At 71.5% G+C, this 21937-nt stretch carries 27 protein-coding genes and 1 pseudogene; 12 read left to right on the top strand and 16 right to left on the bottom strand.

Translation table 11 applies throughout. The annotated features are described in order from the left end of the window. The first annotated feature begins 166 nt into the window (after positions 1-166). The 4 genes from dhaK to HP507_RS04335 are packed head-to-tail and all read left to right on the top strand — an operon-like array spanning position 167 to position 2834. The gene (dhaK, locus tag HP507_RS04320; RefSeq protein ID WP_175350619.1) at positions 167-1168 is read left to right on the top strand and encodes a dihydroxyacetone kinase subunit DhaK; all 1002 of its coding nucleotides are present in this window, start codon (positions 167-169) and stop codon (positions 1166-1168) included. 31 nt (positions 1169-1199) lie between these two features. Then, positions 1200-1826 carry a dihydroxyacetone kinase subunit DhaL gene (gene dhaL / locus HP507_RS04325; RefSeq protein WP_175350620.1) on the top strand — a complete coding sequence of 209 codons (627 nt, stop codon included), beginning with the start codon at positions 1200-1202 and terminating at the stop codon, positions 1824-1826. Continuing rightward, complete coding sequence (gene dhaM, locus HP507_RS04330) at positions 1823-2524, top strand: dihydroxyacetone kinase phosphoryl donor subunit DhaM (RefSeq protein ID WP_175350621.1); 702 nt, start codon at positions 1823-1825, stop codon at positions 2522-2524. The genes dhaL and dhaM overlap by 4 nt, the downstream gene beginning before the upstream one ends. A 13-nt stretch (positions 2525-2537) precedes the next feature. After that, on the top strand, positions 2538-2834 hold the full coding sequence (locus HP507_RS04335) for a hypothetical protein (protein WP_175350622.1): 297 nt from the start codon (positions 2538-2540) through the stop codon (positions 2832-2834). 21 nt (positions 2835-2855) lie between these two features. On the opposite strand, the gene HP507_RS04340 is transcribed toward HP507_RS04335, so the two are convergent. Next, positions 2856-3443, bottom strand: coding sequence for a TetR/AcrR family transcriptional regulator (locus tag HP507_RS04340; protein ID WP_175350623.1), 588 nt, complete (start codon positions 3441-3443; stop codon positions 2856-2858). 56 nt (positions 3444-3499) lie between these two features. Here HP507_RS04340 and HP507_RS04345 point away from each other — a divergent pair, with 56 nt between their 5' ends. Beyond that, the gene (locus tag HP507_RS04345; protein ID WP_175350624.1) at positions 3500-4720 is read left to right on the top strand and encodes a beta-ketoacyl-[acyl-carrier-protein] synthase family protein; all 1221 of its coding nucleotides are present in this window, start codon (positions 3500-3502) and stop codon (positions 4718-4720) included. Positions 4721-4753: 33 nt separating this feature from the next. Here HP507_RS04345 and HP507_RS04350 read toward each other — a convergent pair whose 3' ends face one another. Further along, positions 4754-6160 carry a signal peptidase I gene (locus HP507_RS04350; RefSeq protein WP_175350625.1) on the bottom strand — a complete coding sequence of 469 codons (1407 nt, stop codon included), beginning with the start codon at positions 6158-6160 and terminating at the stop codon, positions 4754-4756. A 17-nt stretch (positions 6161-6177) separates the two neighbouring features. After that, the gene (locus tag HP507_RS04355; RefSeq protein WP_175350626.1) at positions 6178-6798 is read right to left on the bottom strand and encodes a hypothetical protein; all 621 of its coding nucleotides are present in this window, start codon (positions 6796-6798) and stop codon (positions 6178-6180) included. A 256-nt stretch (positions 6799-7054) separates the two neighbouring features. Here HP507_RS04355 and HP507_RS04360 point away from each other — a divergent pair, with 256 nt between their 5' ends. Beyond that, positions 7055-7549: a MarR family winged helix-turn-helix transcriptional regulator gene (locus tag HP507_RS04360; RefSeq protein WP_175350627.1), complete on the top strand. Its 495-nt coding sequence runs from the start codon at positions 7055-7057 to the stop codon at positions 7547-7549. A gap of 20 nt (positions 7550-7569) precedes the next feature. On the opposite strand, the gene HP507_RS04365 is transcribed toward HP507_RS04360, so the two are convergent. Beyond that, positions 7570-8427: a helix-turn-helix transcriptional regulator gene (locus tag HP507_RS04365; RefSeq protein ID WP_175350628.1), complete on the bottom strand. Its 858-nt coding sequence runs from the start codon at positions 8425-8427 to the stop codon at positions 7570-7572. Between the two features lie 93 nt (positions 8428-8520). Between HP507_RS04365 and HP507_RS04370 the strand changes: the two genes are divergently transcribed. After that, positions 8521-9201 carry an SDR family NAD(P)-dependent oxidoreductase gene (locus HP507_RS04370; RefSeq protein ID WP_175350629.1) on the top strand — a complete coding sequence of 227 codons (681 nt, stop codon included), beginning with the start codon at positions 8521-8523 and terminating at the stop codon, positions 9199-9201. Between the two features lie 85 nt (positions 9202-9286). Here HP507_RS04370 and HP507_RS04375 read toward each other — a convergent pair whose 3' ends face one another. Then, positions 9287-9556, bottom strand: a complete 270-nt coding sequence (locus tag HP507_RS04375) for a hypothetical protein (RefSeq protein WP_175350630.1) — start codon at positions 9554-9556, stop codon at positions 9287-9289. A 122-nt stretch (positions 9557-9678) separates the two neighbouring features. Continuing rightward, entirely contained in the window at positions 9679-10119 is a 441-nt protein-coding gene (locus tag HP507_RS04380) for a GNAT family N-acetyltransferase (RefSeq protein WP_175350631.1), read from the bottom strand. Positions 10120-10267: 148 nt separating this feature from the next. Between HP507_RS04380 and HP507_RS04385 the strand changes: the two genes are divergently transcribed. Then, entirely contained in the window at positions 10268-11299 is a 1032-nt protein-coding gene (locus HP507_RS04385; RefSeq protein WP_175350632.1) for an alcohol dehydrogenase catalytic domain-containing protein, read from the top strand. Between the two features lie 9 nt (positions 11300-11308). Here the strand turns inward: HP507_RS04385 and HP507_RS18315 are convergent, their stop codons facing one another. The 3 genes and pseudogenes from HP507_RS18315 to HP507_RS04400 all read right to left on the bottom strand — a co-directional run bounded on the left by HP507_RS18315 (position 11309) and on the right by HP507_RS04400 (position 12416). Continuing rightward, positions 11309-11794, bottom strand: a complete 486-nt coding sequence (locus tag HP507_RS18315) for a dihydrofolate reductase family protein (protein WP_376984375.1) — start codon at positions 11792-11794, stop codon at positions 11309-11311. Then, positions 11695-11901, bottom strand: a pseudogene (locus tag HP507_RS18510) (dihydrofolate reductase family protein); the annotation flags it as partial. The pseudogene HP507_RS18510 and the gene HP507_RS18315, both read right to left, overlap by 100 nt. 164 nt (positions 11902-12065) lie before the next feature. Further along, positions 12066-12416, bottom strand: coding sequence for an ArsR/SmtB family transcription factor (locus HP507_RS04400; RefSeq protein WP_175350633.1), 351 nt, complete (start codon positions 12414-12416; stop codon positions 12066-12068). A gap of 228 nt (positions 12417-12644) precedes the next feature. Between HP507_RS04400 and HP507_RS04405 the strand changes: the two genes are divergently transcribed. Together HP507_RS04405 and HP507_RS04410 are read left to right on the top strand one after the other, a co-directional pair. Then, positions 12645-13046 (top strand): arsenate reductase ArsC, encoded by a 402-nt coding sequence (locus tag HP507_RS04405; protein ID WP_175350634.1) that lies wholly within the window; start codon positions 12645-12647, stop codon positions 13044-13046. 104 nt (positions 13047-13150) lie between these two features. Then, a complete protein-coding gene (locus HP507_RS04410) occupies positions 13151-13570 on the top strand; it encodes a DUF1801 domain-containing protein (RefSeq protein WP_175350635.1) in 420 nt (139 codons plus the stop codon). Positions 13571-13597: 27 nt separating this feature from the next. On the opposite strand, the gene HP507_RS04415 is transcribed toward HP507_RS04410, so the two are convergent. The 5 genes from HP507_RS04415 to HP507_RS04435 all read right to left on the bottom strand — a co-directional run bounded on the left by HP507_RS04415 (position 13598) and on the right by HP507_RS04435 (position 17968). Further along, positions 13598-13774 (bottom strand): hypothetical protein, encoded by a 177-nt coding sequence (locus HP507_RS04415; protein WP_175350636.1) that lies wholly within the window; start codon positions 13772-13774, stop codon positions 13598-13600. 122 nt (positions 13775-13896) lie between these two features. Then, positions 13897-14202 carry a hypothetical protein gene (locus tag HP507_RS04420; RefSeq protein ID WP_175350637.1) on the bottom strand — a complete coding sequence of 102 codons (306 nt, stop codon included), beginning with the start codon at positions 14200-14202 and terminating at the stop codon, positions 13897-13899. Positions 14203-14340: 138 nt separating this feature from the next. Further along, positions 14341-16707, bottom strand: a complete 2367-nt coding sequence (locus HP507_RS04425; RefSeq protein ID WP_175350638.1) for an ATP-binding cassette domain-containing protein — start codon at positions 16705-16707, stop codon at positions 14341-14343. Between the two features lie 33 nt (positions 16708-16740). Then, positions 16741-17196 (bottom strand): NUDIX hydrolase, encoded by a 456-nt coding sequence (locus HP507_RS04430; protein ID WP_175350639.1) that lies wholly within the window; start codon positions 17194-17196, stop codon positions 16741-16743. A 10-nt stretch (positions 17197-17206) separates the two neighbouring features. Further along, on the bottom strand, positions 17207-17968 hold the full coding sequence (locus tag HP507_RS04435) for an SDR family oxidoreductase (RefSeq protein ID WP_175350640.1): 762 nt from the start codon (positions 17966-17968) through the stop codon (positions 17207-17209). A gap of 153 nt (positions 17969-18121) precedes the next feature. Here HP507_RS04435 and HP507_RS04440 point away from each other — a divergent pair, with 153 nt between their 5' ends. Then, a complete protein-coding gene (locus HP507_RS04440; RefSeq protein ID WP_271207015.1) occupies positions 18122-18595 on the top strand; it encodes an NfeD family protein in 474 nt (157 codons plus the stop codon). Then, entirely contained in the window at positions 18592-19806 is a 1215-nt protein-coding gene (locus HP507_RS04445; RefSeq protein WP_271207014.1) for an SPFH domain-containing protein, read from the top strand. Before HP507_RS04440 ends, HP507_RS04445 begins: the two co-directional genes overlap by 4 nt. A gap of 66 nt (positions 19807-19872) precedes the next feature. Here the strand turns inward: HP507_RS04445 and HP507_RS04450 are convergent, their stop codons facing one another. Both HP507_RS04450 and lnt read right to left on the bottom strand, forming a co-directional pair. After that, positions 19873-20223, bottom strand: coding sequence for an RNA polymerase-binding protein RbpA (locus tag HP507_RS04450; RefSeq protein ID WP_070419007.1), 351 nt, complete (start codon positions 20221-20223; stop codon positions 19873-19875). Between the two features lie 103 nt (positions 20224-20326). Further along, the gene (lnt, locus tag HP507_RS04455; protein WP_175350641.1) at positions 20327-21916 is read right to left on the bottom strand and encodes an apolipoprotein N-acyltransferase; all 1590 of its coding nucleotides are present in this window, start codon (positions 21914-21916) and stop codon (positions 20327-20329) included. Positions 21917-21937 lie beyond the last annotated feature (21 nt).

Below are 21937 nucleotides of genomic sequence, written 5' to 3' on the forward strand. Positions count from 1 at the left end.
TGCTGTGCACCCGGGTGCTCCTCGCACCCGCACCGCCCGGGCCGGACTGCACGAACGTGCACCGACCTCGAACGACTGAGCGTGCGTCCGTTGTAGATTGATCCCACTCCGGTCGACGACGGCGGTGTGCTGCCTCGCGATCACCCCGCACTCCGTGGAGGTCAGCATGAAGAAGCTCATCAACGATCCGCAGGCCGTCGTCGACGAGACCGTCCGCGGGTTCGCCCTCGCGCACGCCGGGCACGTCGTGCTCGTCGAGGACCCGATCCACATCCACCGCGCGGACGCCCCCGTCTCCGGCAAGGTCGGCATCGTCAGCGGCGGCGGCAGCGGCCACGAACCGCTGCACGCCGGCTTCGTCGGGTACGGCATGCTCGACGCCGCCGTCCCCGGGCCGGTGTTCACGAGCCCCACGCCGGACCCGATCGTCGCCGCCACGAAGGCCGTCGACGGGGGAGCGGGCGTGCTCCACATCGTGAAGAACTACACCGGCGACGTCCTCAACTTCGAGACCGCCGCCGAGCTCGCCGGGATGGACGACGTCCGCGTCGAGTCCGTGGTCGTCGACGACGACGTCGCCGTGCAGGACTCGCTGTACACCGCGGGCCGTCGCGGCGTCGCCGGCACCGTCATCGTCGAGAAGTGCGCCGGCGCCGCCGCCGAGCGCGGTGACGACCTCGACGCGGTGGCCGCGGTCGCCCGGCACGTCAACGACGTCACGCGGTCGATGGGTCTCGCACTGAGCTCCGGCACCGTGCCGCACGCGGGCGAGCCGTCCTTCACGCTCGCCGACGACGAGGTCGAGCTCGGCATCGGCATCCACGGCGAGCCCGGACGCGAACGCATCCCGATGGCACCGGCCGACCAGCTCGTCGACCGCGTGCTCGAGCCGATCCTCACCGACCTCGACGCTCCCACCGGGTCGAAGCTCCTGCTCCTCGTGAACGGCATGGGCGGCACGCCGCTCTCGGAGCTCTACATCGTCTACCGACGCGCCGCCGAGGTGCTCGCCGACCGCGGGTACGAGGTCGCGCGTAGCCTGGTCGGCGACTACGTGACATCCCTCGAGATGCAGGGGTTCTCGCTCACCGTCACGGTGCTCGACGACGAACTCACCGCCCTCTGGGATGCACCGGTGGAGACCCCGGCACTGCGCTGGGGACGCTGACCACCGCCCACCCTCCAGGAAGGAACACGAATTGGCGCTCGACACCGCATGGGCCATCGACTGGGTCCGACGCACCGCCGCGACGATCGACGAGCACCGGGCCGAGCTCGTCACGCTCGACCGGGAGATCGGCGACGGGGACCACGGCGAGAACCTCGACCGCGGCTTCCGCGCCGTGCTCGAAGCCGTCGACGCCGGGTCCTTCGACACCCCGGGAGCCGTGTTCAAGGTCATCGCGACGAAGCTCATCTCGACGGTCGGCGGCGCTGCCGGTCCACTGTTCGGGACGGCGTACCTCAAGGCCGCGCAGGCCGCGGGCGACACGGCGGAGCTCGACGCCGACACCCTCGTCGCCGTCCTGACCGCGGCGCGTGACGGCATCGTCTCCCGCGGCAAGGCGGCGGTCGGCGACAAGACGATGGTCGACGCGTGGTCGCCCGCGGTCGAGGCGGCCGCTGCCGCGGCCGGCGCCGGTGAGAGTCCCGAACAGGTGCTCGCAGCCGCCGCCGACGCCGCCGTCACCGGTGCGGAGTCGACCGACCCGCTCGTGGCGCACAAGGGCCGGGCGAGCTACCTCGGGGAGCGTGCCGTCGGGCACCGCGACCCGGGTGCGCAGTCGACCGTGTACATCCTCCGCGCGGCCGTGGACGCCGCGTGACCGTCGGCATCCTGATCGTCTCGCACAGCGCGGCGATCGCGACCGGCACGGTGGAGCTGGCCCGGCAGATGGCCGCCGACGTCCCGCTCGTGGCGGCCGGGGGGACCGACGACGGCGGGATCGGCACCTCGTTCGAGGCCGTCACGGCCGGCATCGAGGAACTCGCCGACGCAGACGCCGTGGTCGTCCTGTGCGACCTCGGTTCCGCGTACCTGACGACCGACACGGCGCTCGACTTCCTCGACGACGACGTGCGGGCTCGGGTCCACGTGTCGCAGGCTCCGCTGGTGGAGGGTGCGGTCGCCGCGGCCGTCGCCGCGCAGACCGGTGGCGACGTGGACACCGTCCTGGCCGCTGCCGCGTCCGCCGACGCGTCCGAGGTCGCGTCCGGTGACGAGCCTGGAGGCGCGGCGCCGGTCCCCGAGACCGGCTCCGTCGACGACGCGGCCGCGTCCCAGACCCTCGAGCTCGTCAACGAGAGCGGGCTGCACGCCCGTCCCGCGGCGGAGTTCGTGAAGACCGCCGCGAAGTACGAGGCGTCCGTCCGGGTGAACGGCGTGGACGCGAAGAGCCTGCTCGCGATCATGGCGCTGGCACTGCCGAAGGGAGCGTCGGTCACGATCGAGGCCACCGGTCCCGGCGCAGGGGAGGCCGTCGAGGCACTCGCCGCGCTCGTCCGGTCCGGCTTCGGCGAGTGATCCGGCACGGCTGATGGCGCAGCCGATCGACTCCGCGGGCGACGTGGTGGTGGGCGCGATGGCGATCACCGTGACCGTGCCCGAGGAACTCCGGTGGCGTGACGAGCGGCGCGGCGAGGAGTTCGAACTCGAGACCATCACCGTCCGCATGCTGCCCGACCGCACGCTCGCTGCAAAGGCGTACGGGCGTCCCGTGGCCGGCGGGCGCGGGGCGTACGTGGCGTTCCCGGTGCCGGACCGGGCGGAGCTCGCCGCGCTGATCCGCCGTGGGGCGGACCGCGCCGGGGAGCTCTGGACGGCGCACGGCTGATCCCCGGGACCGGGACACGGGTCAGTCGATGGACACGGTCCCGGCGAGGTCGAGGTCGGAGGGACCGCCGGTGACCCCGGCATCGGCGAGGAGCGTGGCGCCGAAGACCGCGCTCCAGAAGGTCCGGGCGTCCCGTCCGACCCCGCTCCGGCTCGTCCACCCGTGCTCGGTGACGACGCGTTCGAGGTAGCGCTCCGACTGCCGGAACAGCACCGCCAGCAGCAGGCGTACCCGTTCGCGCTGGCCCGCGTCGTCGCCGGCGGCAGCGAGCGCCCGGACGACCAACGGCGTGGACGGCATCGCGAGCGCGGTCCGGGCGAGGACCTGTCGGAACGCCTCCGCGCTGGTGGCCCGGCGCCCCGCGGCCTGCAGTCGTGTGGTGTCGCGGAGGAACAGCGCGAACGCGGCGTCGAGGACGAGGCGGTCCTTCGAGCCGTAGTGGTGCGTGATCTGGTTCGGGTAGACGCCCGCCGCGCGGGCGATCTCGCTGACGGTGACGGACCGGTGCTCGCTGTCGTGGCTGCTGAGCAGGCCCGCGGTCGCGGCGAGGATCCTCGCGCGGGTCGCCGCCCCCCGCGCGGTCCCCGGGCCGTCGGTCGTGGTTGCCATGACGGAATTGTACGTGGTACAACTCCACTTGTTCAACGTACAAGAAGGAGTCTTCCGTGGACATCTCGATCACCGGCTACGGCGCGGTCTCCCCGTTCGGGCACGGCGTGGGCGCGCTCTGGGACGCCCTCGTCGCAGGCCGCTCGGGCGTGCACGTCCTCGAACGGTCCGGCTCGTTCTGGGAGCAGGTCCCGATCCGGGTCGGCGCCGACGCCGCGCTCGACGCCGACACCGCGCTCGGCCGAGTGCGGGCGAACCGGCTGGACCGCAGCCAGCAGCTCGCGCTCGTCGCCGCCGACGAGGCCTGGGCGGATGCCGGCGCACCGACGGTCGAGGGCGACCGGCTCGCGGTGGTCGTCGGCACGGGCATCGGGGGAGTGGAGACGCTCCTCGACGCCCACGACGTGCTCGGGGCCTCCGGCGCCCGACGGGTGTCGCCCCGGGCGGTGCCGATGCTCATGGCCAACGGCGCCGCCGCGCAGATCAGCATCGCGTTCGGAGCACGGGCGGGCGCGTACACGACCGTGTCGGCGTGCGCGTCCGGGGCCGAGGCCATCGCGACGGCCGCGCGGCTCATCACCACGGGGGAGGCCGACGTCGTCATCGCCGGCGGGACCGAGGCCGCCGTGACTCCGGTCACGATGGCCTCCTTCGCGCAGTCCCAGGCACTCGCCAAGCCCGGCGACGACGACCCGACGACGCTCTCGCGGCCGTTCGACGTCGACCGCCGCGGGTTCGTGCTCGGCGAGGGCGCCGGGATCGTCGTGCTCGAACGGGCCGACCACGCCGCCGCCCGGGCGCAGCGGTCGCACGGGACGCTCGCGGGGTGGGGCATCACCTCGGACGCGTTCCACATCACGGCACCCCTCGCCGACGGCAGCGAGCAGGAGCGCGCGATGACGGCAGCGATCCGGATGGCCGGGCTCACCGGCGCGGACGTCGACCACGTCAACGCCCACGCGACCGGCACCCCGGTCGGCGACGCCGGCGAGGCCGCGGCGATCGCCCGAGCGGTGGGGACCGGAGCGCTCGTCACGGCGCCGAAGGGCGCCATCGGGCACATGTTCGGCGCTGCCGGAGCTGTCGAGTCGATCCTCGCGGTCCGCGCGGTCGAGACCGGGGTCGTGCCGCCGACGCTGAACCTCGAGCGCCTCGACCCGGCGATCGAGCTCGACGTGGTGGCGGGGACGGCCCGGACGGCACCGGTCCGGACGGCGCTCAACAACTCGTTCGGGTTCGGCGGGCAGAACGCCTCGCTGGTGTTCACCTCTGCTTGACGCCGGCTGCTGTGCCCGGCGAACGCCCGGGCGTCAGTCGGTGGGGGTGATGGTCGATGCGGAGAGGGTGATGGTGTTCGTGTAGGACACGACGCGTCCGGTGAGGTCGGCGCCACGGAGGCTGGCCGCGCCGTTGACGAGGTAGTTGCCGACCGGGGCGGTCGCGGCGCCGAAGATGGTGGTGTTGGTTCCGAGGGTGGCGGTGGTTCCGACGATCCACCAGACGTTGGAAGGCTTCGCTCCGTTGGCGAGGACGATCTTGGCGCCCTCGGCCATGGTGAGGGCGGAGCTCGTGCGGAACACGAACCGTGCGGAGCTGTCACCCTTCGCGTCGAGGACGAGGGTGCCCGGGACGCTGAACGCACCGGTGGTCGAGGTGTAGACGCCGCCGTTGAGGGTGCCCGAGAGCGAGGGGTTGAGCGTTCGGCTCGTGGGGCGCTCGTTCAGGGCGCTGCGGGCGGCGGTCGCGGACGCCATGGCGCGGGCCGCGGCGGCGGTGTTGCGTTCCGTGGAGCCGCTGACGGTGACGCCGGAGACGGTGCTGCCGGGCGACGTCGCGACGGACCCGTACGCGGTCGAGAAGTGGAACAGGAGCGATCCGTCGGTGACGGAGGTGTTCGCCACCGCCGCGTACCCGGCCATGGAACCGACGGCGATGGGTGCGTACGCCTTCGTCGTCCACGATGCGGTGGCGCGGGTCTGCTCGGTGAAGAAGCCCTGTGCGTGGGCGATCCCCGGGGAGGCGAGGCCGATGGCCACGACCGCTGCTGCGCCGATCGCGATCCTGGACACCCGAGCCGCCTGGTGACCGGTCGCCCTCGTCCGCGAGACGGGACTCGGAGTCGTCGTCTCCCGCATGCGCGGTCCCGGGTCCGGATCGTTCGTCGTGTCGTCCTCCTCGGGGGTGCGGGAAGAGAAGGCGGCGAGGACGATCGCGGCGAGGGTCAGCGCTGCCCAGGTGATGAACGCGACGGTGTTGCCGTGGCTGAGCCAGAGGACCGGGAGTCCCGCGTAGGGGACGAGGAGTCGGGCTTGTCCGGTGATGTCGTGACGGGTGACGCGCCACGAGTCGACGTCGGGGTTCGCGTCCCCTTTCGTCACGAGCGAGTTGTCGGGGTCGACGTGCACGAGCCGGTGGACGACGAGTTCACCCTCGGTGCGGAAGGTGATGACGCGCCCCACCGGGAGCGGGCTCGTCGCGGGCAGCGGTGTCGTCAGCACGACGTCGCCCGGGCTGATCCGGGGCTCCATGGACCCGGTCTGGACGACGGAACCCGTCCAGCCGAACAGGGCCGGGAGGAAGGCGATGGTGGCGAGGGCGGCGACGAACGTCAGGTACGCCCGTGCCGTCGTGACGAGGAGGAGTCCACCCCACCCGCCCCGCCGACCGAGCACGGCTGGTCCGGCGCGGTGCTGCGGGGCGGATGCGTGGGTACTCACGGTGTGTCGGTCCCGCGTCAGCTGGCGCTCGAGCTGGTGCTGCGGAACTCCCACACCACGTCGGCGCTGACCGTCGAGCCCTGCAGGGAGTCGATCTGCTGCTGGGTCATCCCGTCCGTGTTGAACTGCCAGGTCACCCGGTACGAGCGGGACTCGGAGGTGCCGTCGGTGTCCCAGGGGTGGCTGCCGGTGTCGTAGTTGTGCGAGGCCGACGCGACCGTGGAGAGCGGAGCGAACGTCGCGGTCGAGCCGTCCGGCGTGAACCCGGTGCAGTCGTTGAACGAGCCGCCCGTGCCGACCTCGACCTTGAACTGGATGTGCTCGGACAGCCCGGTGGTCGAGCTGAGGTTCGCGGCGTAGTCGCGCACCTCGCCGGGCACGTTCGCGTTGGAGGTCACGACGATGCACTTGGTGCCGGTGTCGCCCGGGACGAGGTTGGTGACGCTGAACGCCGCGGCGCCCTTGTCGTCGTCCGTGAGTGCGACGGATCCGGCGGACCAGGAGTCTCCGGCGTTCCGGGTGGTGGCCGTGAAGGCGGCGTACGAGGAGTGCCAGACCAGGCCGCCCGCGATGACGATCGCGAGCGGCGCGGCGCCGAACCCCAGGAGCGTGCGCATGCGGGCAGAGGGCTTCTTCATGGTGGTGTTCCCTTTCGAGCGCCGGTGGTTGAACGGCACGTGGACGCCGCCCGCGACGCGGAGCGGCAGAAGGACCCGGAGCTCGGCCTGACATCGGCAACCCGCTCGTTCTCGTCCAGCAGTGAAGTTACTTCAGGGCCGAGATACTCGAAAGGTGGCGGATGCCCCCAGAGCGGGGGAATGCCTCTGCGATCGTGAAGTGTCACACTGAAGTGGCTCGAGGTCCGAGCGGACCTTGCAGAGTTGAGGCACTCACATGACGTTCCCCCCGGTGATGACGGCCCTCGCGGCGACGGCGGTGAACGAGCCGCCCCTCCTGGAGGCCGTTTCTGCGTTCGCTGCGCTGGAGCACCAGAACTCGCAGGTGATCGGGGTCCTCTCCAGCAGGCTGGGTATCGGGAAGACCGACCTCCGGGCGCTCGTGTACCTGTCGCGGAACCCGGGGAGCATGCCGAAGGCGCTGGCCGAGCACCTGCAGCTCTCCACCGGGGCGACCACGAACCTGATCGATCGAATGGAAGCGGCGGGCCTGCTCACCCGGGTTCCCAACCCGGATGACCGACGGAGCTCCGTCCTCGAGCTCGCGGAGACCGGGGTGCAAGCAGCCCACGAGGTCAGCGTCTTCTACCGGCACGTGTTCCGCGAGGCGGTCGAACCCCATCACTTCAAGGTCCTCAGCGCTGCCATGCGATCCATCGGCGACGCCATCGGCCGAGCAGCAGAGGCCGCCGATCAAACGACCGGCGGCTGACGGGCGCGATCACGCCGCGGTCATGATGTCGGGGATGACGACGGCGCGAGGTCCTGCAGCCCGGTGACCCGCAGCAGGTCGAGCTTCGCGGCGTCCTCCGTGCCGGGCGCCGCCGTGTAGACGACGACGCGCAGGTCGCCGCCGGGGACGGTGAGGACGTCGCAGTCGACCTCGATCGGCCCCACGGGGGAGTGCACGCGCTTCCGGCTCGCACGGTGTACGGCGACCCGGCCGGTGTCCCACCGCCGTTCGAACTCCGGCGACTCGCGCCGCAGCCGGGCCACGAGTTCGGCGAGTTCTCGGTCGGCGGGGTAGCGTCCGACCGCCGTGCGGAGGTCGGCGGCGAGGTCGCTCGAGAACTCCTCCTCGTGGACGGCGTCCCACTCGATGCCGTCGTGGCCGTGCACGAAGTGCTGCCAGACGAGGTTCCGGTCGATGCCCGTCCACCGGCTCGGGTCACCGGTGAGGGCCGCCCAGAGGTCGTTCCAGAGGACGATGTCGTGGGCCGCGCTGAACACGGCGAGCGGGACGTCACCGAGCCGGTCGACGATGCGCTGCACACCCGGGGTGATGTGCCTGGGCACGACCCGGTGCGATGGCGGAGCCGAACCGGCGACGCGGCAGAGGTGGTCCCGCTCCTCCTCGGACAACCGCAGTGCGGTCGCGAGGGCGCCGAGGAGCTGCGGCGAGGGGTTCGTCGCCCGGCCCTGTTCGAGGCGGACGACGTAGTCGACGCTCACTCCGGCGAGCGCGGCGAGCTCCTCACGGCGGAGGCCGGGGGTGCGTCGGCCGGGTCCGGCCGGCAGGCCGACCTCCTCCGGACGCACCCGGTCGCGCCAGGAACGCAGCACACTCGCGAACTCGCTCACGTCCACCATCCTCGCCCCGCGCCTCCCGGCTTCCCTGGTACTGGCGGTCCCACCGTCGTGCGGGGCCTGGGGGAGCCAGCCAGGAGCGCGCAGGCTGGGTGCATGACGACGACACTCATCACCGGAGCCAACCGCAGTCTCGGCCTCGAGACCGTCCGACGCCTGATCGACGCGGGGCACACCGTGTACGCCGGGATGCGCGACACCGCCGGGGGAGACGACGCCCGCGCGCTCGGCGCCCACGTCGTGCAGCTGGACGTCACCGAGCAGGACAGCATCGACCGGGCGATCGCGACGATCCCGGAGCTCGACGTCCTCGTGAACAACGCGGGGATCCTCGGGACCTCCTTCGGGGTGGACGACCTCGACGCCGCGGCGATCAGCGCCGTGCTCGACACGAACGTCACCGGCGTGGTCCGCGTGACGCAGGCCGCGCTGCCGCTGCTCCGTGAATCGGCCAACCCGGTCATCGTGAACGTCGCCTCCGGGGTCGGGTTCCCACGCTGGCTGACCACGCCCGGACGGGACGAGTACCCGGTGCCCGCGGTGCCGTACGCGGCGTCGAAGGCGGCGCTCATCGCGCTGACCGTGCAGTACGCGAAGAACCTGCCGGGGTTCCGGGTGAACGCGAGCGACCCCGGGTACACGGCGACGGAGTTCAACGGGTTCGGTGGACACCAGACCGTGACCGAGGGTACGGACGCGACCGTCGCCCTGGCGTCGATCGGCCCGGACGGGCCGACCGGACAGTTCCACGACCGGGACGGCGTGATCGCGTACTGAACGGGGGACGGACGGGAGGCGCGGGGCGGAGCCGTCACGCGCCTCCCGTCCGTCCGCTGGTCGGCTCCACCGCCACCAGCGCGCGTCAGCCCTTGGTGCCGGTGGTCGTGATGCCCTCGTCTGCGGCCAGGGTGGACAGGAACGCCCGCGTGTCGAGCGCGCCCTGCGCCATCTGCACGTGCACGTCGTCGCCGAGCCCGAACCTCATCGTGTCGAGCGTGCCGGAGAGACGGGCGTCCAGGGAGTAGTCGACCTCCGAGTCGTCCCGCGGCTGGATCCCGCTGGCGCACCCGGCGACGACGAGGGTCAGTGCGAGCAGCACCCCGCAGGCGGTCGTCTTCCGACGGACGGACATGGTGCCTCCTCCCGCGCCCGCCGTCGGGTGCGCCCCGTGTCCGGTCCACCGGGAAGTGCTGCTCCCCGTCCGGCAGCGCGCTGGTCGCTCTGCTCCCCGTCCGGCAGGGCGCCGGACGCTGCTCAGTCGTGGACGTCGGCGCCGAAGCCCGGTCCCGGCCGCATCATCCAGCCGTCCGCATCGGGGAGCGGACGGAACCCGAAGCGCTCGTACAGCCCCTGAGCGTCGGCGGTGAAGAGCGCGAACCGCTTCAGTCCCAGTGGCTCGATCGCCTCGGTCACGCCCCGCACGAGGGCGACGCCGACACCGCGCCCGCGGGCGGCCGGGTCGACGAACACGTCGGCGAGCCAGCCGAAGGTCACCCCGTCGGTGACCACCCGCGCGTACCCGAGCTGGTCTCCGGTCGCGTCGTCGTAGACGCCGAAGTTGCGAGAGCCGGCGATGATCGCGTCCTGCGTCGCTCGGTCGCGGCCGCGTGCCCAGTAGGACTGCTCGCTCAGCCAGCGGTGCACACGGGCGACGTCGAGGTCGCCGGGGTCATCGGAGAAGCGCAGTCCGTCCATCCGTCCAGTCAAGCGGTCGTGGCGCCGCGGGGGCAACGGCCGATCCGACGGTCATGGCCTGGAGGCGCGGTGCCGGTCCGGAACGTCGGCTCCCGGAGGCGCGGGACTGCGTCGCCGTCCGGCATCGCTGGTCTGTCAGGATGACGGGATGCGCGCTGTGCAGTACACCTCGTTCGGGTCCGTGCCGTCGATCGTCGAGGTCCCCGACCCCGTTGCCCCCGAGGACGGCGTCGTCGTCCGGGTCGTCGCCACCGGGGTCTGCCGGAGCGACTGGCACGCCTGGAAGGGCCACGACGACACGGTCCGGCTGCCGCACGTCCCTGGCCACGAGTTCGCCGGGGTCGTCGCTGCGGTCGGGTCCCGTGTGGCCCGGTTCGCCGTGGGCGACCGGGTCACGGCGCCGTTCGTGTTCGCGTGCGGAACGTGCGACGAGTGCCTCGCCGGCGCCACCCAGGTCTGCACCCGCCAGCAGCAGCCCGGCTTCACCCTGCCGGGCTCGTACGCCGAGGCCGTGGTCGTGCCGCACGCCGATGTGAACCTCGTCGCGCTGCCGGACGCCGTCGGGTTCGTCGAGGCAGCCGGCCTCGGCTGCCGGTTCGGAACGGCGTACCACGCGCTGCACGCCCGGGGTCGGGTGGCCGGCGGGGAGTGGGTCGCCGTGTTCGGCTGCGGGGGAGTCGGGCTCTCCACCGTCCTCGTCGCGGTCGCCGCCGGTGCCCGGGTCGTCGCCTCGGACATCTCGCCGGCCGCGCTCGCACGTGCCGAGGCCCTCGGAGCGGAGACCGTCCCGATGGACGAGCGGGCCGTGGATGCCGTCCGGACGATCACGGGCGGCGGAGCGCACCTCTCCGTCGACGCGTTCGGTAGCCGGGCGACCTCGGTCGCCGCCGTGGCGTCCCTGCGCCCGCGGGGCCGACACGTGCAGGTCGGCCTGCTCCTCGACGACGAGGCGGCGCCCGCCATCCCGATGGGACGCGTGATCGCGGACGAACTCGAGCTGCTCGGCAGCCACGGGATCTCCGTGGGGGAGTACGCCGCGTTGCTCGACGACGTCGTGGCCGGGCGACTCCGGCCGGCCGAGTCGATCGGACGGACGATCGACTTCGAGGACCTGCCAGAGGCGATCGTCGCGATGGACGGGCCGCCGACATCGGCCGGCATGACGGTCGCCGTGTCCTGACGCGCGTCCTCAGCGCCGCGGCCGGTACACGTCGGCCTTCGCTCCGCCCTCGAACACCGTCGAGCTGACCAGTTCGAGGTCGAGCTCGTCCGGGAGACCGGAGAAGATGCCGTCGCCCACGCCGAGCGCCACCGGGAGCACGACCAGGCGGTACTCGTCGACCAGGTCGGCCCGCACGAGGCTCCGGCAGAAGTCCGTCCCGCCCTGGGCGAGCACGTACTCGCCCTCCTCGGCGCGCAGTCGGTCGACTTCCTCGGCCAGGTCACCGCTGGCGGCCCGCGCTCCGGTCCAGGTGGCGGCCCGGGGGAGCCCGAACCCCCGAGGTCGACCACGGCGGGGTCGTACGACGGCTGTCGCGTGAACACCACCTTCGGGATGCGGTTCATCGCGTCCGCCATCGGGGTCGTGCCGTTCGCCCAGAACCCGGCCACCGACTCGAACGTCCGTCGGCCGAACGCGTGCACGCCCGCGTTCCGGATCGTGTCGAGCACCCAGGCCGCAGAGTCCGGACTCGCGGCACGGAACATCCAGTCGGAGTCCGCACGAGCAGCCGCCACGTGGCCGTCGACGGACATCGACATCTTCAGGACGAGCTTCCGCATCGAACACCGCCGGTTCCGAACGCCGCACGACGCTCACGTCGGCGATGCTAGAGGGGAGGGGCCAAGGCCGCCAGAGCGGCTCGGTGTTTCGCAGATGCGAGTTGACATAATATGCATTATCGGCGCCTGACAGCAGAGGCTTCCCGAGGCTTCCACCCGTGCCGCTACGGCTGTGCGATCAGCCCCGCGACAGCGTCGAGCGAACCGTCGACGATCGCGTAGTAGGCCCAGGTGCCCCGCTTGGACCGGGTCAGGAACCCCGCATCGACGAGCACCTTGAGGTGATGCGACACCGTCCCTTGCGAGAGTTCGAGCGGCCCGGTGAGGTCGCAGACGCACGCCTCGGCATGCTCGTGAGCGGCGACCATCGACAGCAGGCGGAGCCGCGCCGGATCGGCAAGGGCCTTCAGTGTCCTCGCGAGGCTCTCCGCGTGCTCGGCGCTGATGACGTCACCGGTCACCGGCGAGCAGCAGGCCTGCAGGTCCCGGATGGGCAGCAGCTCGGTGGTCGACATGTCCCGATCCTCTCACATCCATTGACAATCGTCGATGTATTGGGTCACCCTTACATCGACACTCATCGATGAAAGGAGGGATCGTGGACACGCTCTGCGACGAGCTCGGCTGCCCGCCGGAGCTGCAGCAGGACTGCTGCGGCTCGGACTGCTGCTGACTCCCCCAGCCCGCCCCTGAGTGCACCAGGGGCGGACCTCACCATCCCACCGTTCGACACCGAGGACCCCATGACCGACCAGAAGCCCACCGTCCTGTTCGTCTGCGTGCACAACGCGGGCCGCTCCCAGATGGCGGCTGGCTACCTTCGCCACCTCGCCCGCGGACGCATCGACGTGTTCTCCGCCGGCTCCGAACCGGCCGACCAGATCAACGCGGTCGCCGTCGCTGCGATGGCCGAGGACGGCATCGACATCGCCGGCGTCCAACCGCGCATCCTCACCGTCGACGCGGTCCGCACCGCCGACGTCGTGATCACGATGGGGTGCGGGGACGCCTGCCCGATCTTCCCCGGCAAGCGCTACGAGGACTGGGACCTGGCCGACCCGGCCGGACTTCCCCTCGAACAGGTCCGCCCCATCCGCGACGACATCAAGGCACGCATCGAAACACTCGTCTCCGAGATGCTCTGAACGCTGCGCCCCCACCATCGACCGGCGACCCGGCCGCGCCGCTTGATATCATGCATTTCAGCCGCTCCAGCCGCTGAGGAGCCGAGAGACACCGAGGAGCGACCATGACCCAGGCACCCGCGATGCGCCCGACCGGCGAACCGATCGACGTCGTCCTCGACCGCGCGACCGGGCCTCGTCGAGCCGAAGCGGACGAGCTGCTCGCCCTGCACGCCGAGGTCAGCGGCGCAGATCCCGTCGTCTGGGCCGGCCGCATCATCGGGTTCGGCGAGCACGAGTACCGGTACGCCTCGGGACACGGCGGCCGGGCTCCCCTGCTCGCGTTCGCGCCGGGGGCGGCCCGCCACACCGTCTACCTCGTCGACGACTTCGCCGATCGCTGGCCCGACCTCATGGCGCGCCTCGGCAAGCACCGCGCGAGCAAGGCGTGCCTCTACCTCACACGCCTGACGGACGTCGACGTCGGCGTCCTCCGGCAACTCCTCGGACGGTCGCGCGACGCAACGGCTGCCTCGGCCCGCTGATCCGAGGCACCGAGCCGCGCTCGTTCCTCAGGACTCCTCGTCGGCCGCCGGGTCCTCGCCGTCGGCCGGCACGTCGTCCGCGTCGACCTCGAGCGCGGCCTGTTCGTCGTCGCGCTCCTCGAGGTCCTCGCGATCCGTGTCCGGCTGCTCCGGCTCCGCGCTCTGGGTGGTCTCCTCGGCAGGATCTGGCTGGCTGTACGTCATGCGCCGGACGCTACGCGGGCCGGCCTGGGCGGGCGTCCGGCGGTCCGCAGGACGGGCACCCGGGACGGACGGGAGGCGCGTGGCGGTGCCGCCACGCGCCTCCGGTCCGCGACCTGTCGCCGTCACGACTGCGACAGGATGATCCCCGTGAAGATGTAGCCGACGATCCCGATCACGATCGCGATCGCGGACAGGATGATGCCGCCGAGGACGATCCCGCGGCTCATCCCGCGGCGACGGGCGAGGATCCCGAGCACGAGTCCGATGATGCCGGCGACGATCCCGATGATCGCGAGGAAGATCCCGCCGATGACGCCCACGATGCCGAGCACGAGACTCGCGATCGCGAGCCCACCGCTCGTGTTCGCCGGCGCGGCGCCCGGGGTGTTCGCTGCGGGGTAGTTCGGTCCACCGGTCTGGTTGGACATGAGAGCTCCTTCGGTCCGGACGCTCGCTGGGCGGCCGGGCAGCCGCGGGCCGGTTAGCCAATGCATGAGCGTCACTCGTGACCGTAGACCGTTCGACCAGCGGACGTTCAGATCCGCGCCTCGGAGCTGTCGCCCGGCTCAGGCTCCGACGTAGGCCGCGAGGTGTTCCCCCGTCAGCGTCGACCGTGCAGCGACGAGTTGGGCGGGCGTCCCTTCGAACACGACCCGCCCGCCGTCGTGCCCGGCACCGGGGCCGAGGTCGATGATCCAGTCCGCGTGCGCCATCACGGCCTGGTGGTGCTCGATGACGACGACCGACCGACCGGCCTCGACCATGCGGTCCAGCAGACCGAGGAGCTGCTCGACGTCGGCCAGGTGCAGGCCCGTCGTCGGCTCGTCGAGGACGATCACTCCCCCGGGCTCGCCCAGGCGCGTCGCGAGCTTGAGACGCTGCCGTTCACCGCCGGACAGCGTCGTCAGGGGCTGCCCGATCGTCAGGTACCCGAGTCCGACGTCGACGAGCCGCGAGAGGATCGCGTGCGCCGCGGGGATCTTCGTCTCCCCCGCTGCGAAGAACTGCTCCGCCTCGGCCACGGGCATCGCGAGCACCTCGCTGATGTCCTTCCCACCGAGCCGGTACTCGAGCACCGACTGGTCGAACCGCTTGCCGTCGCACTCGGCGCACGGCGTCGCGATGCCGGCCATCATCCCGAGGTCGGTGTAGATCACCCCGGCGCCGTTGCAGACCGGGCAAGCGCCCTCGGAGTTCGCGCTGAACAGTGCCGGCTTGACGCCGTTCGCCTTCGCGAAGGCCTTCCGGATCGGCTCGAGCAGGCCCGTGTACGTCGCCGGGTTGCTGCGGCGAGAGCCGCGGATCGCGCCCTGGTCGATCGCGACGACGTCCTCGCGCGGCGACAGCGAGCCGTGGATGAGCGTGCTCTTGCCGGACCCCGCGACACCGGTCACGACCGTGAGCACCCCCGTCGGGACGTCGACGTCGATGCCCTGCAGGTTGTGGGCGTGGGCGCCGCGGATCTCGATGACGCCGGTGCGCTGCCGCACCTCGGCCTTGATCGACACCCGGTCGTCGAGGTGCTTCCCGGTGACCGTGCCGCTGCGCCGGAGCCCCTCGACGGGGCCCTCGTAGCACAGCGTCCCGCCGTGCGTGCCTGCGCCGGGGCCGAGGTCCACGGCGTGGTCCGCGATCGCGATGACCTCCGGCTTGTGCTCGACGACGAGGACGGTGTTGCCCTTGTCGCGGAGGCGCAGCAACAGCCCGTTCATCCGCTCGATGTCGTGCGGGTGGAGGCCCGTGCTCGGCTCGTCGAACACGTAGGTGACGTCGCTGAGGGAAGAGCCGAGGTGCTTCACCATCTTGACGCGTTGTCCCTCACCACCGGACAGCGTGCCCGTGGGGCGGTCGAGGGACAGGTAGCCGAGACCGATCTCGACGAACGAGTCGACCGCGTCGCGCAGCCCCTCGAGCAGTGGACCGACGCTCGGTTCGTCCAGCCCGTGCAGCCAGGCGGCGAGGTCGCTGATCTGCATCGAGCAGACGTCGGCGATGCTCTTGCCGGCGATCTTCGACGAACGCGCGGTCTCGTTCAGCCGGGTCCCGTCACAGGCCGGGCACGTGGTGAACGTGACAGCACGGTCCACGAAGGCACGGATGTGCGGCTGCATCGCTTCGCGGTCCTTCTGCAGGAAGGACCGGCGGACCCGCGGCACGAGCCCCTCGTACGTCATGTTGATGCCGGCGATCTTCCGCTTCGTCGGCTCGCGGTACAGGAAGTCCTGGCGCTCGGTCTCGGTGAAGTCGCGGATCGGCGTGTCCTTGTCGAAGTACCCGGACTCGGCGAACATCCGGACGTTCCACCCGTCGGTGCCGTACCCGGGGATCGTGATCGCCCCGTCGGCGAGCGACTTCGCGTCGTCGAACAGCTGCGTGAGGTCGATGTCGGTGACGGTGCCGCGGCCCTCGCAGTCAGCGCACATCCCGCCGAGCCGCGAGAAGGACACCTTCTCGGCCTTGGCGTCCTTCCCCTTCTGCACCGTGATCGCGCCACCGGCGGTCACGGTCGCGAGGTTGAACGAGAACGCGTTGGGACCGCCGACGTGCGGCGTACCGAGCCGGCTGAACAGCACGCGCAACATCGCGTTGGCGTCCGTGACCGTGCCGACGGTCGAGCGGGGATCGGCGCCGATGCGTTCCTGGTCGACGACGATCGCCGTCGTGAGGCCGTCGAGCACGTCGACGTCCGGGCGCGCGAGCGACGGCATGAACCCCTGCACGAAGGCGCTGTACGTCTCGTTGATCATCCGCTGCGACTCCGCCGCCACGGTCGCGAACACCAGCGAGCTCTTGCCCGAGCCGGACACGCCCGTGAAGACCGTCAGCCGACGCTTCGGGAGGTCCACGTCGACGTTCCGCAGGTTGTTCTCGCGCGCACCCCGCACCCGGATGCGGTCGTGGCTGTCGGCGGCGTGCTCGGCAGTGGTATGCATGTCGATCAGGCTACCGGCCGGTACCGACGATCGTCAGACCGCGGTGTGGCGGCGGACGAGGTCCGGCAGCTCGGCGGGTTCGAACGGTTCGTCGGTGGCGTCGAGCTCCTCGGCCGTCCACCAGCGCGACTGCAGGATGTCGACCTGCTCGTCCTCGGTCCACTCGGCGTCGGACAGCACGAACCCGGGCGTCCGGACCAGGTAGAACTCCGCGTGCCCGCGGTCGTGGTCGGCGAGGTCCCACTCGACCGTGAAGTCCCACGACCACACGGGTTCGCCGGGATCGTCGATCACGATGCCGGTCTCTTCGCGGAGTTCCCGGATCGCGGCGTCGCGGTGGTCCTCCCCCGGGTCGACGCCACCGCCCGGGGTGATCCAGCGGTGCGCGCCGTCCGACGAGGGCGACCTCGTGTCCATCAGGAACACGCGTCCGTCGGGGTCGAGCAGGATGATCCGGGAGGTTCGGCGCAGGCCTGGCTTCGCAGTCACCCGACCGACGCTACTGCGTGAAGCCGCTGACGTCGCCGACCAGCTTGGTGTGGTCGGCCGGGATCGGCTCCACGGCGGCGAGGGCGATCTCGGCGGCGAACTCCGACACGCTGTAGAGCTTGCCGACCTCCTGCCGGCGGCCCTCGATCGCGCCCGGGTTGAGGCGGTTCAGGAGCGTCGCGGTGATCGTGCCCTCGATCATGTCGCCGGAGACGACGACGAACTCGATGCCCGCCGCCTCGAGCTGCGGGATGAGCTCGCGGAGCGCGAGCTCGCCGGCGCGCTTGCTCTTGGCGACCGGCACGTACTCGTCCATCGTCTCGGCCGTCTCGACGAAGTGGGCCTGGTGGCTCGTGACGAAGACGACGCGCGAACCCGCCGGCATGTGCGGCACGGCGGTCTGGAGCATGTCGACCTGGGCGTCGCGGTTGAGGCGCAGCGCGTAGTCCTCGCCGAGACCGGACTCCATGCCGCCCGACGCGTTCAGGACGAGCAGGTCGATGCCGCCCCACTCCTGCACGACGGTGTCCACCATGGCCTGCACGGAGTCGTGGTCGGTGAGGTCCGCGCCGACCGCCAGTGCCGAACCGCCCGCGGCGACGACCTTCTCGGCGATCTGTTCGGCCCGCTTGGCCTTGTTGCGGTAGTTCACGACGACCTTGGCACCGGCCTCGGCCAGGTACCCGACCGTGTCGGCGCCGATGCCACGGGACGACCCGGTGACGAGGGCGCGCGTGTCGGCGAGGGATCCGGGGGCGAGGGGGTTGCTCACAGTCGTGTTCTCCAGGTCTGTTCGGCGGGTCGGCCGCCGTCGAGCCTACCAATCACCCGAGCGGGCGAGCGGCGGACTTGATATGTTGAACGGAGTTGGACCGGCCGTCGCGACGCAGCGAGCCGCCGCGCGCGACCGAGGGAGGGAGATCGCGTGAACGGGATCGATTGGATGCAGACCGTCGTCTGGATCGGACTGGTGCTCTTGCTGGGCGTGGTCGAGATCTTCACCCTCGACTTCATCTTCATCATGCTCGCGGCGGGCGCGGCCGGCGGGCTGATCGCGGCGCTCCTCGGCGCCCCGTGGTGGCTCTCGGCCATCATCGCCGCAGCCGTCGCCCTGCTGTTGCTGTCGCTCGTGCGACCGCGGCTGCTGACGGCGCTCGGCCGCAGCGCCGACCCGCACCGCACCAACGTCGAGGGTCTCATCGGACTGCCCGGCACCGTCGCCGTGGCCTTCACCTCGTCGGCCCCCGGTCAGGTCCGCCTGGCCAACGGTGAGACCTGGAGCGCTCGCATCTCCGCCGACTCCACCGACCGCACACCGCCGCTCGGGACCCCCGTGGTCGTCGAGTCGATCGAGGGGTCGACAGCCGTCGTCCGCCTCGGAGAAAGGGCCACCTCGTGACCATCTCAGCCGGGACGATCGCTCTGCTCGTCCTCATCCTGATCGTCGTCATCTTCGTGATCGTCGTCCTGTCCCGCGCGATCCGCATCGTGCCGCAGGCGACCGCGGGCATCGTCGAACGGCTCGGGAAGTACCACAAGACCCTCAACCCGGGGTTGAACCTCCTGGTGCCGTTCATCGACCGTCTCCGCCCGCTGCTCGACATGCGCGAGCAGGTCGTGTCGTTCCCGCCGCAGCCGGTGATCACGGAGGACAACCTGGTGGTGTCGATCGACACGGTCGTCTACTTCCAGGTCACCGACGCCCGTGCCGCGACCTACGAGATCGCGAACTACCTCGGCGCGGTCGAGCAGCTCACCACCACCACGCTCCGCAACGTCGTCGGTGGCCTGAACCTGGAAGAGGCGCTGACCAGCCGCGACAACATCAACGGCCAGCTCCGCGTCGTGCTCGACGAGGCGACCGGCAAGTGGGGCATCCGCGTCGGTCGTGTCGAGCTCAAGGCGATCGAGCCGCCCGTGTCCATCCAGGACGCCATGGAACAGCAGCTGCGTGCCGAGCGCAGCCGTCGTGCCGCGATCCTGCAGGCCGAGGGCACCAAGCAGTCGCAGATCCTCGAGGCCGAGGGCCAGCGGCAGGCCGCGATCCTGCAGGCCGAGGGTGATGCGAAGGCCCAGGTGCTCCGCGCCGAGGGTGAGGCGCAGGCCATCGCCACCGTCTTCGACGCCATCCACACGGGCGACCCGGACGAGAAGCTGCTGTCCTACCAGTACCTGCAGACGCTGCCGAAGATCGCCGAGGGCACCGCGAACAAGCTCTGGATGATCCCGAGCGAGTTCACCGAGGCGCTCTCCGGCATCGCGAAGGGCTTCACGACCGGACGCACCGGCGGTGGCCCCGCCGGTGGGGGCGGCGCCGGGACCGACTTCCTGTCGCGCATCTCCAAGCTCGCGAACGAGAGCTTGGCCAACACCGCCGCCGGGGCGGCTGAGGGCTCCGTCCCCCGTCCGGACGCGACCGCGGCGGACATCGTGCCGGAGTCGGAGCTCGACGAGCGCCTGGCCGAGTCGAACCGCAGCGTCGACGCCCACCTCGCCGCGTCGGACGAAGCCGCGGCGGAAGAGTTCGGCTCCGAACAGCCCGGTGCGCAGCCCGGTACGCAGGCCGGCGGTCGGCCCGGCACGGATCAGCCCGGCGACGTCCGGCGCTGACCGGGCACACACGACGACGCCCGCCCCGGGAGACCGGGACGGGCGTCGTCGTGTTCGTCGGCGGCGTCAGGCGCCGCGTCGCGCGCGGAGGAACTGCAGTCGCTCCTGCAGGAGTTCCTCGAGCTCTTCGCGCGAGCGACGTTCGAGCAGCATGTCCCAGTGGGTCCTGGGTGCCTTCACGTCCTCTTCGGCGACCTCGACGGGGATGCCGTCGTCGCCCAGCAGGCGCCCTTCACGACCGGAGCGGGGCTCCGACCAGGTCTGGGGGACGTCCGCGTCGGCGGAGAAGACGATGTCGAACGTCTCCCCCGATTCCGTCTGGTACACCGCGCGCTTGCGGTCGGAGAGCTCGACGCCCTCCTCGCTCTGGAGACTCTGACTCCCGAGCCGCATGCCGCGGAGACTCCGATCAGCCATGTGTGTGCTCCTCTCGCTCGTCTCCCCTGTCAACACTGTCCCACGCCGCATCAATCCCGGCCCGGCGCATTCACAGTCCGTTCCCAGTGGGCGGCCCCGGCGCTCAGGAACGGCGGCGGGAGGCGCGGTCGGTGCCGGAGCGCCGGGACCACGGGGCGCAGGCGAGGAGCGTGAGCAGGCCGCCGAGCGAGAGCACGAGCGCGATCGATCCGGAGGCCACGGTCGCCGGGGTGGTGGTGGTCCCGAGCGGCACGTCGGTCACCATCGACGTCGCGGTGTAGGCCGGCAAGCGGTCGATCGTCCGGCCGCTGGGGTCGATCACCTGCGAGGCCCCGACCGTGGAGATGTTGACGAGCGACCGTCCGGTCTCGATCGCGCGCATCCGTGCGATCTCGAGCTGCTGCAGGTTCTCGTCGGTGCCGTCGAAGTCGGCGTTGTTGGTCTGCGCGAGGATGACCTGCGCTCCCCCGCGCGCCATGTCCGTGGTGAGTCCGTCGTCGACGATGTCGAAGCAGATCGCGACGCCCGCCCTGATCCCCGCGACGGAGAGCACGTTCGGCTTCGTGCCCGGGGTGTAGTCGCGCTGCAGCAGCCCCACGAGCGACGGGGCGAGCTTCGAGAAGAACCAGCGGTCGGGCACGTACTCACCGAAGGGCACGGGCCGCTTCTTGTCGTAGGACGACTGCCACCCGCCGGCCGTCCAGACGAACGACGTGTTGTGCAGCACCCCCGAGGACGTCTGCGTGATGGCGCCCGCGACGATCGGGGCCCCGACCGAGTCGACGACCGAGTCGAGCGCGGACGCGATCACCGGCTGCTGACGCGGGTCGAACTCGGCGGATCCCTCGGGCCACACCACGAGGTCGACGCCCTTCGCGGCGACGTCGGTTGCGGTGACCTGCGCGTCCAGGACCTCGCCCGGGGACGCCCCGTCGAAGTACCCCGCTGGTCCGTTGCCCTGCACCGACTCGATGCGGATCGTCCCGTCGGTCGCGGTCGGCCACGCGGGCACGGCCAGGACCGCGGCCACGAGGAGGCCGGCGGACGCCACGCGCACGGACACCCGCAGTGGGACACCGGGACTGCGCGGCACCACGAGCGCGAGCGAGAGCACCACCGCGGTGCAGTACACGACGACGAACGTCAGGCCGAGGACCCCGACGTACGCGGCCAGGTGCGTGAACGGCCCCTGCGACTGCGACAGCCCGACACGCCCCCAGGCGAACCCACCGTAGGGCCAGCTCCCCGAGAACCACTCGCGTCCGGTCCACAGCGCGGCGACGACCGCCGGGAGGCCCCACACCCTTCCGGCGGTCGAGGGCAGCACGCGCGTGACCCAGCGGTACGCGAGGGCGATCGCCACGCTGCCGAGGGCGAAGAACGCGGCTTCGAACAGCGCGAGCGCGAACCACGGGACCGGGCCCAGGTAGCGGCCGGCCCACGAGATCGCCGGGATCCAGAACGCCGCCCCGGAGAGGTAGCCGAGCCAGGCAGCGCGGCGGGCGCGCTGTCCCATCGCGGCGAGGAGCATGCACGCGAGGGCCGGGTAGGCGAGGAACCACCAGCCCGGCGACGGGAACGACAGCGCGAGGAGCACGCCGCCGATGACGGCGAGCGGCAGCGCCTGCACGAGCGGCAGCGCGGCGAAGTCCGGGCGCCGCCATGTCGGCGAGCCGGCATCTCGCGGACGCACGGAAGACTCGGGAACCCGCAC

Source organism: Curtobacterium pusillum (assembly GCF_013359865.1).
Lineage (GTDB): Bacteria > Actinomycetota > Actinomycetes > Actinomycetales > Microbacteriaceae > Curtobacterium > Curtobacterium pusillum.

Excerpts from the sequence above, each read along its gene's own strand:
- dhaK (WP_175350619.1), top strand. The coding sequence starts at position 167 with ATGAAGAAGCTCATCAACGATCCGCAGGCCGTCGTCGACGAGACCGTC.
- HP507_RS04335 (WP_175350622.1), top strand. The coding sequence starts at position 2,538 with ATGGCGCAGCCGATCGACTCCGCGGGCGACGTGGTGGTGGGCGCGATG.
- HP507_RS04340 (WP_175350623.1), bottom strand. The coding sequence starts at position 3,443 with ATGGCAACCACGACCGACGGCCCGGGGACCGCGCGGGGGGCGGCGACC.
- HP507_RS04355 (WP_175350626.1), bottom strand. The coding sequence starts at position 6,798 with ATGAAGAAGCCCTCTGCCCGCATGCGCACGCTCCTGGGGTTCGGCGCC.
- HP507_RS04360 (WP_175350627.1), top strand. The coding sequence starts at position 7,055 with ATGACGTTCCCCCCGGTGATGACGGCCCTCGCGGCGACGGCGGTGAAC.
- HP507_RS04365 (WP_175350628.1), bottom strand. The coding sequence starts at position 8,427 with ATGGTGGACGTGAGCGAGTTCGCGAGTGTGCTGCGTTCCTGGCGCGAC.
- HP507_RS04370 (WP_175350629.1), top strand. The coding sequence starts at position 8,521 with ATGACGACGACACTCATCACCGGAGCCAACCGCAGTCTCGGCCTCGAG.
- HP507_RS04375 (WP_175350630.1), bottom strand. The coding sequence starts at position 9,556 with ATGTCCGTCCGTCGGAAGACGACCGCCTGCGGGGTGCTGCTCGCACTG.
- HP507_RS04380 (WP_175350631.1), bottom strand. The coding sequence starts at position 10,119 with ATGGACGGACTGCGCTTCTCCGATGACCCCGGCGACCTCGACGTCGCC.
- HP507_RS04385 (WP_175350632.1), top strand. The coding sequence starts at position 10,268 with ATGCGCGCTGTGCAGTACACCTCGTTCGGGTCCGTGCCGTCGATCGTC.
- HP507_RS04400 (WP_175350633.1), bottom strand. The coding sequence starts at position 12,416 with ATGTCGACCACCGAGCTGCTGCCCATCCGGGACCTGCAGGCCTGCTGC.
- HP507_RS04405 (WP_175350634.1), top strand. The coding sequence starts at position 12,645 with ATGACCGACCAGAAGCCCACCGTCCTGTTCGTCTGCGTGCACAACGCG.
- HP507_RS04410 (WP_175350635.1), top strand. The coding sequence starts at position 13,151 with ATGACCCAGGCACCCGCGATGCGCCCGACCGGCGAACCGATCGACGTC.
- HP507_RS04415 (WP_175350636.1), bottom strand. The coding sequence starts at position 13,774 with ATGACGTACAGCCAGCCAGATCCTGCCGAGGAGACCACCCAGAGCGCG.
- HP507_RS04420 (WP_175350637.1), bottom strand. The coding sequence starts at position 14,202 with ATGTCCAACCAGACCGGTGGACCGAACTACCCCGCAGCGAACACCCCG.
- HP507_RS04425 (WP_175350638.1), bottom strand. The coding sequence starts at position 16,707 with ATGCATACCACTGCCGAGCACGCCGCCGACAGCCACGACCGCATCCGG.
- HP507_RS04450 (WP_070419007.1), bottom strand. The coding sequence starts at position 20,223 with ATGGCTGATCGGAGTCTCCGCGGCATGCGGCTCGGGAGTCAGAGTCTC.